Raw genomic sequence first — 11,217 nt, forward strand, 5'->3', positions numbered from 1 at the left:
AATAGTTTGCAAGAGCTCCTGCCGCCGCAGGCGATGGCCGGCGATTTCGATATCGACGACCCGGTCGAGATCCTGCACGAGCAGACCAAGTTCCATCGCGCCACGCTGTCGGGCCAGGTGAAGAACATCGTGCGCTATCTGCGCCACCCGGCCTACATCGCGCGCGGCGCGGCCGGCTACAACGTGTTTCCGTCCTGCCCGCGCATCGAGCTGCCCGAGCCGACGTTGGGCATGGGCGGCCTGGCCGAGGTCATGGCCGGCCGCAGCAGCGCGCGCGGCTTCGCCGGCGCGATGACGTTGCAGGAGTTGTCCAGCCTGCTGCACCACGCGCTGCGGGTCAACCGCGTCAAGAGCAGCGACGCGGCGCCGCACGTCAAGCTGGCGTTCCGCGCCTACCCGTCGCCGGGCGGGCTGTATCCGACCGAGTTCTACTTTTTCCTCAACCAGATAGAGGGCGTGGAGCCCTGCATCGCCCACTACGACGCGCGCAACCACTGCCTGCGCCTGCTCAAGCCGCAGGACGGCAACGCCTTCGGCACGGCCGAGGTGAAGGGCGGCGAATCTAGCCTCAAGGCGCCGCTGGTCTGCGTGATGACCAGCGTGCCGCAGCGCGCCACCGCCAAGTACGGCGCGCGCGGCTACCGCATGGCGCTGCTGGAGACCGGCCACGCCTCGCAGAACCTGTGTCTGACGGCGCAGGGGCTGGGACTGGGCTCGCTGGTCTACGGCGCCTACTACGACGACGAGCTGGCGGCCTTGCTGGACATCGACGGCGTCACCGAGACGGTGGTGTCGGTGATGCTGCTGGGCCGCGACGCGACTAGCGGAGCCGCCGCCGCATGAACGACAGCGCCTTCAACGCGATGGCCACGCCGTGCGGCTCGGCGGACGGGGAGACACCGGTCGCGCTGCGGCTGCGCCAGGCGGCTTTCGATGTGCTGAACCTGGCCGTCGCCGGCCGTCGCGACGAGGCTTTGTTGGCGTTGGACCAGTTGTTCGGCCTGCGGGGCCGCTTCCCCGGCTACCCGCTGCTGCTCGATATGGTGGCCGGCAAGCTGCCGTTCCAGCGGAGCGGCGCGCTGTTCGTGCTGGGCGGCGATCCGCTACCGGCCGCATTGCAGCGCCATTTTGAAGAGGCCATTGCCCAGTGCCAGCAGTTCCTCGGCCTGCCGGCGCCTTGCGTCATCGTCCAATGCCGCGCCGAGAACCGCGACCTGCATTGGACGCTGGAGAGCTTCCCCGGCCTGGCGGTGCTGCACCTGTCGACGCTGTCGCCCGGCTACCCGGACGATCTGCGCGCCGTGCAGTTCCACGAGGTCGCCCATTGCTTCCTGACCTGCGGCGTGCGCCTGCTCGACGAGGGCCTGGCGCAGTTGTTCGCCAACCGCTTCGGCGGGGCCGCGCTGCCGGCGGCCAATCCGGCCCTGCTGCCGCCGCTGCGCACGCTGCTCAGCCGCGCCTCGGACAGTATGTTCGGCGAAAGCGTCGACAGCGACCTGGCCGTCTATTTGGCCGCCTGCCGCGCCGGCGTCGATTTGCTGGAAACGATACACGCGCAGGGCGGGGCGAAGCGCATCGTGGGCTTGTTCGCCGCTGTGGCGCGGGCCGGCTCGGAGGCGCAGATCGCCCGGCTGGTCGAGCAAGCCAGCGGCCAGGCGTTGCCGGCCGCGTCGGCAGGCAGCGGACCGGACGCGGCGCAGGCCACATTGATCGAACAAGCGCGCGACGCCGTCTTCACCGCCTGGATCAACAAGAACCCGGCCGACTTGGACGCCAGCATCGCCGCGCTGGAGGCGGACGCCGTCTTCACCGAGCCGGCGCTGCTCGACAGCCTGATCGGCGCCCAACTGAACCGCGCGCTGTTGCAGGTGAACTTCCACAGCGCGCCGCCGGCCGCCCAGGTGGCCCACCTCGACATGCTGCTCAAGGCCGGCGAGTGTCTGCCAGCCGGCCGCCTGTGGCTGTGGCGCGGCACCCGCGCGATCCTGGCGATTTTGCTGGCGCGGCCCAACGTCATCAAGGTGGCGACGGCCGGCCAGCAGGCCATCCAGGCCTTCGACAAGGCCGCCCAGCTGATCCCCAACGACCCCGATTTGCTGGTGCAGCACGCCTCCTTGCTGCTCAACGCGCCGGAGAAATACGGCGGCGACCGCGACCTGGGCGTGACCAAGCTGCGCCAGGCGATGCAGAATCCGCTGTACCACGAGCACGCCCGCAACGTGCTGCTGGAGTACGGCGTCGACGCCGGCCCGCCGCTCGACGTGGCGCCGACGGCGTTGGCTTCCGCATCGGCGGCCATACCCGGAGCCATGTTGGCAGCCATACCTGGGGCCATTCCCGGAGCCACGTCGGCAGCTACATCTGCAGCCACATCGGATGGCATACCTGGAGCCATATCCGGAGCCACATCGGCAACCATATCGGCGCCGGCCCGCGCCGCCGTGGCGAGCGACGCGCCGGTGATGCTGCAAACGACCGGCCTGGAGCTGCGCCTGTCCGCCGCCTTCACGCTGCGGCCGGGCGACCTGACGCTGCGCAGCGGCGAGCGGGTGGCGCTGGTCGGCCGCAACGGCAGCGGCAAGTCGATGTTGATCGAAACCCTGCTCGGCCTGCGCCGCCCGGACAAGGGCAGCGTCGCGCTGCTGGTCGGCGACCCGCGCAGCGCCGCCACGCGCCAGCGCATCGGCGGCCTGCTGCAAGGCTCCGACCTGCCTGGCCTGACCCGCATCAGCGAGATGATGGCGCTGCACCGGACCATCTACCACCGCACCGACCCGGCCGTGACGCGCGCGCTTGGCCTCGAAGAGCTGCGCGAACGTTTCTGGTCGCAGCTGTCGCGCGGCCAAAAACAGCGCGTGATGCTGTGGCTGGCGCTGGCCCACGTGCCCGAATTGGCGCTGCTGGACGAGCCCTCGCTGGGCCTGGACGAATGGTTCGCCCGCGCCCTGCGCGAGCTGCTGACCCAACTGCCCACCACACTGCTGGTGATCTCCCACGTGCCGGCCGACCTGCTCGGCATGGACCGCATCGTCTGCCTCGACGGCGGCAAGATCATCGCCGACGGCTCACTGGCCGAGCTGATGGCCGGCCAGGTTGGCGCCTTCAAGGGCCGCCTGCGGCAAACCTTGGACGAGCCGGCGCGCCAGGCCATGCTGGCCTTGCCCGGCCTGGTCAAGCCGCCGCGCCAGTGCGACGACGGCTGGGAACTCTACGGCGGTGCCGGCTTCGACCAGACCTTCCGCCACTTCATCGAACAGCAGCGCATCGCCGCCTTCAGCCTGGAGCCGGTGTCGGTGGAGGACTTCCTGGCCCATATCGCTCACGCTGCGCACGACACCCCCACGAATTTGCCCAAGGCCGCGCCACGATGAAGACACTGCTGCATCTCGTACAAGCCGACCTGGCGATGTTCCTGCGCGGCCGCCTGGCTCTGTTCTGGACCTTCGCCTTCCCGCTGCTGATGCTGGTCATGCAGATGGCCTTGTTCGGCCACGACGTCAAGCTCGGCCCCGTCTCGCTGGCGATGGTCGACCAGGACCACAGCGCCATCAGCCAGGACTACCAGCGCCACTTGCAGGCCGGCCTACGCCAACAGCGCAGCGTCGCCTTCAACGTGCTGGCGCCCGAGCAGGTGGCCGAGGCCGACTTCGTGCTGACCATCCCGGCCGGCTTCGCGGCGAACGTGGACGCCGGCCGCAGCACGCAGATGGATCTGCGCAACGGCGCCGGGAAAAGCGACAACGGCGGCGCGGCCTACGACGCCGCCTACGGCATGTTGCGCGGCTATAGCGACGCCTACAACCTGAGCGGCCTGCAGGGCGCGCCGCGCGTGGCGCTGCCGCCACCGGCCGCCGCCCCGGCGGCCAGCCTGGACTACCGCCTGTTCCTGGTCACCGGCCTGGCCGGCTTGGTGATCCTGTCGACCAGTTTGATGGGCTTCGCCGGCCCGCTGGTGGCGGCGCGCGAGGGCGGCATGTTCCGCATGTACCAGCTGTTCCCGATGCCGACCGGCGTCGTCGTCGCGGCCTGGTGCTTGTCGCGCCTGCTGATTGTGCTGCTGGCCAGCCTGGCGATGTTCTTCGCCGCCTGGGCCATCTACGGCGTGCGCATCAGCGCCGGTCCCGGTGCCATCGCGCTGGCGGTCGGCATGCTGGCGCTGGGTTCGGCCGCCTTCCTGGCGCTCGGCCTGCTGATCGCCGCGCTGACCAATAGCGTGGCCGCCGCCACCATGCTGTGCAATCTGCTCTATTTTCCGCTGCTGTTTTCGGGTAATCTCATGATCCCGCTGGGCGGCCTGCCCAAGGCGCTGCGCGAGGCGGCCGACTGCCTGCCATTGAACGCGATGATGGCCAGTATCCGCCGCGCGCTCACCGTCGGCATGGATTGGCGCAGCGACGCCTACAGCGTGCTGGTGCTCGGCGCGATGTTGGCGCTGTGCCTGCTGCTGGCGGTGCGGCGCTTCACATGGATGCCGCGTTCGCAGTAAAACAAAAAACAAAACCCAGGAGACAGCAAGACATGACGGAGTACGTTGAACAAAGCGGCCGGCGACGGTTGAAGGTGGTGTTTATATTGGTGGCATTGGTGGTGTTGGCCAGCACGCTGGCGGCGATTTTCGGTCACCGGGCGTTCGCGCCGGTGCCGTTTCCCCGCGCCGGCGGCCAAGCCAAGCTGACGGTCGAGGTGAGCGGTGCGGCCAACGCCAAGGGGCAGGTGATGGCGGCGGTGTGCGACGAGGCGAGCTTCCTCAAGGTGTGCCCTTACATGCTGACGCAGAAGGGCGCGGCGAAGTTGACCTTCCACTTCGAGAAAATCAAGCCGGGCCGCTACGCCGTGATGCTGTTCCACGACGAGAACGGCAATGGCGCGTTCGACAAATCGGCCAACGGCATGCCGCTGGAGGGCTACGGCTTTTCACGCAACGCCAAGGGACATTTCGGCCCGCCGAGCTTCGAGGAGGCGGCCATCGACATCAAACCGGGCGTGGACCCGATCAGCATCGAGCTGGCCTACTAGTTAGCCGCACGACGACACATCGAAAGCACAGCAAGCATGGCGATACTAGAAGTCGAGGCGGTGAGTAAGCATTTCCAGCGCGGTGCCGAGCGCATCGTGGCGCTGGACGCGGTCTCGTTCCGCATCGACCAGCCCAGCGTGACGGCCATCGCCGGGCCGTCCGGCAGCGGCAAGAGCACCTTGCTGGGCATGCTGGCGCGTTTCGACCAGCCGGACAGCGGCTACATTCGCGTCGACGGCGAGCGGCTCGACCAGATCGCCGACGCGGCGCTGGACCAGTACCGCAACCGCAAGCTGGGCTTCGTCTTCCAGCAGTTCAACCTGATCGGCGCCTTGACGGCGCTGGAGAACGTTGAGCTGGCGCTGGCGCCGCAGGGCCTGCCCGCGCGCGAGGCGCGCGAGCGCGCCAGCGCGATGCTCGAGCAGGTCGGCATGGCGCAGCGGCTCGGCCACGCGCCGGCCGAGCTGTCCGGCGGCCAGCAGCAGCGCGTGGCCATCGCCCGCGCGCTGGTCAACCGCCCCAGCCTGGTGATCGCCGACGAGCCGACCGGCAACCTGGACAGCAAGACGGCGCAGCAGCTGCTCGAGCTGATCGCCAAGCTGAACCAGCAAACCAAGACCACCTTCATCATCGCCACCCACGACCAGCGCGTGATGGACATGGCGCAGCGCGTGATCCACCTGGAGGACGGCCGCCAAGTCGCCGGCCCAGTCGCAGCCGCAGCCGCAGCAGTAGCCGGTCATGGGCGGACGGCATGAGGCAGTGGCTGTTTCTGGCTCTGCGCAACGTGCGGCGCAACGGCCGCCGCTCGCTGCTGCTGGGCGGGACCATCGCCGTCGGCACGCTGGCGCTGCTGCTGTTCGTCTGCTATATCGCCGCCTCGCTGGACGGCCTGCGCGAGAGCACCATCCGCAGCGGTTTGGGCCACGCCCAGCTGGCCGCGCCCGGGCAGTTCGACGGCTACGCCGAGCAGCAGTTGCAGTTCGGCCTGGACCGCGCCGCCATGGGCCGGCTCGAGGCCGCGTTGGCGCAGGAGCCGCAGGTGCGCCGCGTGGTGCCGCGCCTGCAGTTCAGCGGCCTGGTGTCGAACGGCCCGCGCACACTCAATTTCGAAGGCAGCGGCGTTATGCCCGACCGCGAGCGGCAGGCCTTCGGCGCCTTCCAATCGCTGGCCGAGGGCCGCCCCTTGAACGCCACGCCGGAGGGGCGCTACCAGGTCTTGATCGGACGGGAGATGGCGCATCGGCTGGGCGTGCGGCCCGGCCAGTCGATCACACTGATGACGACGACGGCCAGCGGCAGCGTCAACGCGATGGATTTGGAGATCGTCGGACTGGTCGCCACCGGCGTGCCGCAGAGCGACTTGTATCTGTTGCAGCTGCCGCTGGAGACGGCGCAGGAGCTGCTGCGCAGCGAGCGCATCTCCAGCGTGGCGCTGCTGTACCAGGCCAGCGAGCAGGCCGACGCCGTCTCGGCGCGGCTGCGCCAGCGCCTCGGCGCCGACATTGAATTGAAGACCTGGCAGCAGCTGGCGCCCTTGTATTCGCAGGTGCTGGCGCTGTTCCGCAACCAGTTCGTGGTGTTCGGCGTGGTGATCGGCATGATCGTCTTCCTCGGCGTGGCGGCGATGACGCTGACCACCATCTACGAGCGGGCGCGCGAGATCGGCACCATGCGCGCGATGGGCATAGGCCACGCCACGGTGCGCCGCCTGTTCGTCTTCGAGGGCATGCTGCAAGGCGCGCTGGGCGCGCTGGCCGGCGCCGCGCTGGCCTTCGCGGCGACGCTGGCGATCAACGCCGCGCGCATCGAGCTGGCGCCGCCGCCGGGCCGCAACGTCGGCGTGCTGCTGCAACTGCTGTGGGTGCCGGAGTACGGCGCCGCCGTGGTGTGCGCCTTGCCGCTGGTGGCGATGCTGGCCGCATGGACGGTCAGCCGCCGCATCGCCCGCATGCCGATCATGCAATCCCTTTCGATACAGTGAGCCAGCCGATGCCATTTTTGTCCCCCCAGCGCAGGGCCGCCGGCGGTGCCGCCGCGTTGTTGGCGCCGTCGCCAACCCCGTTGTCCGCCCGATTGTTGGCTACCTTGTTGGCCGCGCTGCTCTCCGCGCCGTTCTGCGCCACGGCCGCCGCGCCGTCGCCGCAGGAGATCTTGCGCCAGGTGGACCGCTACCGCCTGCCGCTGAACAGCTTCGAGGCCTCGGTGCGCATCGTCCCGGTGCAGGGCGGGGTGGAGCAGGAGGCCGGCACCTACATCGTGCGCGGTGCCAACCACAACCAGGCGCTGGTCGAGGCCACCAGCGTGGAGCAGCGCGGGCAGAAGTTTTTGACCACCGACAGCGGCATCTTCTTCTACGCGCCGCGCACGCGGCGGGCGATCCGCCTGACGCCGCTGCAAACGCTGCGCGGCAAGGCCTCGATCGGCGACCTGGCGCGCATCAGCTTCGAGAACGACTACGAGGTGGCGCTGGCCGAGACGGCGCAACCGGGCTGCCCGGCGGACAGCTGCGTGGCGCTGGCGCTGAGTAGCAAGAACGAGGCCGCCACCTACACCCGCATCACGCTGCTGGTGGGGCGCCAGCGCGGCCAGTACGTGCCGTTGAAGGCCATGTTGTACGTCGCCAGCGGCAAGCTGCTGAAGCTGGCCGTGTTCGACGCGGCCAGCGGCGGCCTGCCGCCGACCACCCATTACTCCGACCCGCAGCAGACCGCCGACGAGACCCGCGTCGTGTTCGAGAAGATCCGCGCGGTCGATTTCCCGGCCAGCACCTTCAACCCGCGCAGCCTGGAACAATGAGGCTCAAGCCGCTGCTGCTGGCCTGCCTGCTGCTGTGCGGCGGCGCCCGCGCCGAGGACGCGGCCGGCGGCAACGCCGACGCCGACTGGGTCGGCGGCTTCGCACTGCTCGGCCGAGAACGCGCCGTGCTCAACGCCACGCCGCTCAACGAGGCCAACTTCCTCGACCTGGCCGGGCACAAGACCGAGCTGGTCGGGCTGTTGGAAGGGCGCTACCAGCAGTTCAGCTGGCGCGCCCGCGTGGAGACGGCGCACAGCGACGTGGCGGGCGAACGGCAGCGCTCCGCGTTCACACTGCAGGAGTTGAACCGGGTGTTCCAACTGAACGACGCGGTCACGCTCTCGCTGGGCAAGCGCCTGTACGCGCTTGATCCGTCCTACGTCAACCAGCCGCTGGGATTCTTCCAGAAGCGTAGCGACTTGAGCGACCCGCTCGACTCGCTCGGCCAGTCCGAGGGCCTGCCGATGGCGGTGCTCAGCTGGACCGGCGCCAGCGCCAGCGTGGCCGCGCTGTACAGCCGCGACGCGCGGCGCCACGCCGACGGCTACAACCGTGGCGTCGAGCAGTCGCTGCTCAAGTTCGGCTACGAGTTCCCGCAACTGAGCGCCAGCATCGTCCTGCGCCGCGCCAGCGGCGAGTCCAACGGCATCGGCGCCGCCTTGAGCGGCGCGGTGGGCGACACACTGTCCTGGTACGGCTCGGCTTACAGCGCGCGCGGCAGCCAGCGGCCGATTGTCGCCGGTTTGACGGCTCCCGATGGAAAGCTTGGTGTTGCCGCCAACGTTAGCTTGCATGCGAACGCCGGCGGCGCGTCGGATGCGGACGGCACAAACGGAACAAGCGGAAGCAGCGGAAGCAGCGGCGGCGCTGGCGGGCAGGGCGCCTACGGCCCGCTGCGCGCCAACGACGGCCACCGCTACCACCGCGCCACCGTCGGCTTGGTGTGGACCTTGCCGGACCTGCCCAAGCTGCAGTTGGAGTACGCCTACGATGGTCGCGGCCTGTCCGACGCCCAGTTCGGCCGCCTGCTCGCCTTGGTGGCGACGAATCGCGAATCGGCCTTGCCAACGCCTGCCATCGCCGGGCTCCAAGCGCAACTGGCGCAGCTGTTGGTCAGCCAGGGCGCGCGGCGGCGCTACTTGAGCGTGTCGCTGGCGCAGACGGCCGGCGACTGGGAGCTGGGCGGCGGCGTCTACCTCGGCCAGGACGACCGCAGCCGCGTGTGGCACGGCACGGCCGACTATCGCCTGGACACGCGCACCACCCTGATGATTTCGGCACTGCACCAAGCCGGCGCCGCCGACTCCGAGCGCACCCTGTCGCCGCTCGGCAGCAGCCTGGCGCTGCGCCTGCGCCGGCAGTTCTAGCGCCGCCAGCTCAGCAACAAACAGGCGGGGTCAGTGCCGACATTCGGACATTCACCGCGTGAATGTCCGAATGTCGGCACTGACCCCGGGGCTGCGGGGCGAACTATTGGCGCAGCGAAAACGAGAAAGAACTTATACTGCCCATTTTGCTCACACGGGAACGCCCAATGTCCATCTCCCTCTCATTGCGCCTGATCTGCGCGGCCGGCGCGCTGGCCGCCTGCTTGAACGTCAATGCCGAAAGCTTCGCCTCGTCGGCCTCCAGCGCCGGTTCGGCGTCGAGCGGCAGCGTGTCCGATTCGCTCGGCGGCTCCAGCAACAGCTCGCGCGACGACAAGCGCAAGGTCGCCGACGGCGAATACCGCATCATCCAGATCGCCGCCACGCCCGAGCGCGCCGACCGTACCCGCGTGACGATGCAGGCCGACGATCCGCAACAGCGCGTCGTGCTGGACCTGCCGCGCGAGACCTTCGACCAGCAGCGCCTCGCGGCCGGCGATGTGATGTACGCGCGTAACCGGGTGTATGGCGTCGAGTTCGGCCGTGGCGACACGCGCCAGCCGTTCTATCTGGTGCTGGCCGACGAGTGGTACGGCGAGCTGGCCTCGCGCCCGGTCAGCCTTTGAAGTCAGCCCGCGCGCGATCCCGCGCGCTGGCGGTGACCAGATTGCCCAGCTTCACCGGCTTCACCGGCTTCGCCGGCTTCACCGGCTTGGCCGGAGTGGCCAGGGCGGCCGGGTTGGCTTGTCTGGTGCTAGGGGCGGCCGGCGCGGCACACGCCGGCGGCTTGTCCGGCGCGTCCGGTTCGTCCGGCGCCTCGCGCTTTTGTGACCGTTCGCAGCCGCTCACCGCGTCCGAGCAGGACCGTTTGCTGCGCTTCGCCGCCGTGCTGCGCGAGGAACTGGCCGGCGGCGACGCGGACGTCGCCCTGGTCAGCCGTTCGGGATTGGACTTGTCGCGCTTCGGCATCCGCTATTCGCATGCCGCGCTGGCCTGGCGCGCCGACAGCGGCGTCTGGTCGGCGCGGCAGCTGTATTACGCCTGCGACGAAAGCCGGCCGAGGATCTTCGACCAGGGCCTGGCCGGCTTCGCCATGGGCACGGACGATCCGGCGATGGGGTATTTGTCCATCGTGCGCTTGCCGGCACAGGCGATACAGTCGCTGCGGCCGGCCTTGCTCGACATGCCGCGCGTGCAGCATCTCCTCGCCGCGCAGTACAGCGCCAACGCCTACGCCTTCAGCCTGCGCTACCAAAATTGCAATCAATGGATCATGGAGATGTTGGCCGCCGGCTGGGGCGAGCTGGCGGACGGCGACGATTTGCGCGAACGCGCCCAGCGTTGGTTGCGCGCGGAGCGCTATATGCCGGAGCCGGTCGATGTCGGTTCGCGCTTGCTGATGCTGGCCACGCACTTCGTGCCGCTGCTGCATTTGGACGACCATCCGGACGACGACCGCAACGCGATGCGGCTGCAAGTGAGCCTGCCGTCGACCATCGAGACCTTCGTGCGGGCGCGCTATCCGGCCAGCGAGCGCGTCGAGCTGTGCCACGACGAGCAGCAGATCGTCGTCCACCGGGGCTGGACGCCCGTCGCCGAGGGCTGCAAGCCGGGCGAGGGCGACCGCGTGGTGTCGCTGCGCGATTGATTCTGCGTCCTGCGTTTGGCAGCGATGCAGCTGAGTTCAGGAGACCCAACGGCGGAAATCTAGGGTCAGACCCTAGGGTCTGACCCTAATGCCGTTGACTTAAGCTTTTGACTTCTTGTATGGGTAGCGCTGTGCCTTTGATTTGACGCCCCGGTCAAAATGACGGCCGGGTCGTTTGACAGTCAGTTCTGTGACTAGCCTTTGCCGCATTCTTTGTAGTAGGGAAGGCAGCTTGCCATAGGCGCGAGTCGCGGCGGCCCATGTTAGTTCGTATTGAATGATGTGAAATGCACGGACGAAGCTGATGTCGGTGGGGTTGCATTGAGCGTCGGCGGCGACGTTGGCCATTTCAAGGCGCACCAGGTTGTAGGCGATGCACGCGCCCC

General features: G+C 68.9%; 10 protein-coding genes and 1 pseudogene. 10 read left to right on the forward strand and 1 reads right to left on the reverse strand.

Annotation, left to right across the window (positions count from 1 at the left end; genetic code table 11):
• Positions 1-6: 6 nt before the first annotated feature.
• The 10 genes from BM252_RS23740 (at position 7) to BM252_RS23785 (ending at position 10,831) form a co-directional block, all read left to right on the forward strand.
• On the forward strand, positions 7-843 hold the full coding sequence (locus BM252_RS23740) for a SagB family peptide dehydrogenase (RefSeq protein ID WP_174900652.1): 837 nt from the start codon (positions 7-9) through the stop codon (positions 841-843).
• Positions 840-3,371: an ABC transporter ATP-binding protein gene (locus BM252_RS23745; RefSeq protein ID WP_093390145.1), complete on the forward strand. Its 2,532-nt coding sequence runs from the start codon at positions 840-842 to the stop codon at positions 3,369-3,371. The genes BM252_RS23740 and BM252_RS23745 overlap by 4 nt, the downstream gene beginning before the upstream one ends.
• Positions 3,368-4,486 (forward strand): ABC transporter permease, encoded by a 1,119-nt coding sequence (locus tag BM252_RS23750; RefSeq protein ID WP_174900653.1) that lies wholly within the window; start codon positions 3,368-3,370, stop codon positions 4,484-4,486. The genes BM252_RS23745 and BM252_RS23750 overlap by 4 nt, the downstream gene beginning before the upstream one ends.
• A gap of 32 nt (positions 4,487-4,518) precedes the next feature.
• Entirely contained in the window at positions 4,519-5,016 is a 498-nt protein-coding gene (locus BM252_RS23755; protein ID WP_174900654.1) for a DUF2141 domain-containing protein, read from the forward strand.
• Positions 5,017-5,052: 36 nt separating this feature from the next.
• The gene (locus BM252_RS23760; protein ID WP_093390148.1) at positions 5,053-5,775 is read left to right on the forward strand and encodes an ABC transporter ATP-binding protein; all 723 of its coding nucleotides are present in this window, start codon (positions 5,053-5,055) and stop codon (positions 5,773-5,775) included.
• The gene (locus BM252_RS23765; RefSeq protein ID WP_093390149.1) at positions 5,772-7,001 is read left to right on the forward strand and encodes an ABC transporter permease; all 1,230 of its coding nucleotides are present in this window, start codon (positions 5,772-5,774) and stop codon (positions 6,999-7,001) included. The genes BM252_RS23760 and BM252_RS23765 overlap by 4 nt, the downstream gene beginning before the upstream one ends.
• 95 nt (positions 7,002-7,096) lie before the next feature.
• A complete protein-coding gene (locus BM252_RS23770; protein WP_174900655.1) occupies positions 7,097-7,816 on the forward strand; it encodes an outer membrane lipoprotein-sorting protein in 720 nt (239 codons plus the stop codon).
• Complete coding sequence (locus BM252_RS23775; protein WP_093390151.1) at positions 7,813-9,183, forward strand: hypothetical protein; 1,371 nt, start codon at positions 7,813-7,815, stop codon at positions 9,181-9,183. Before BM252_RS23770 ends, BM252_RS23775 begins: the two co-directional genes overlap by 4 nt.
• Before the next feature lie 167 nt (positions 9,184-9,350).
• On the forward strand, positions 9,351-9,809 hold the full coding sequence (locus BM252_RS23780) for a hypothetical protein (protein WP_093390152.1): 459 nt from the start codon (positions 9,351-9,353) through the stop codon (positions 9,807-9,809).
• Positions 9,810-9,895: 86 nt separating this feature from the next.
• Entirely contained in the window at positions 9,896-10,831 is a 936-nt protein-coding gene (locus BM252_RS23785; RefSeq protein WP_425442363.1) for a DUF2145 domain-containing protein, read from the forward strand.
• A 99-nt stretch (positions 10,832-10,930) separates the two neighbouring features.
• Here the strand turns inward: BM252_RS23785 and BM252_RS31200 are convergent.
• A pseudogene (locus BM252_RS31200) lies at positions 10,931-11,217 on the reverse strand (IS4 family transposase); the annotation flags it as partial.

Source organism: Rugamonas rubra (assembly GCF_900114705.1).
GTDB classification, from domain to species: Bacteria; Pseudomonadota; Gammaproteobacteria; order Burkholderiales; family Burkholderiaceae_D; genus Rugamonas; species Rugamonas rubra.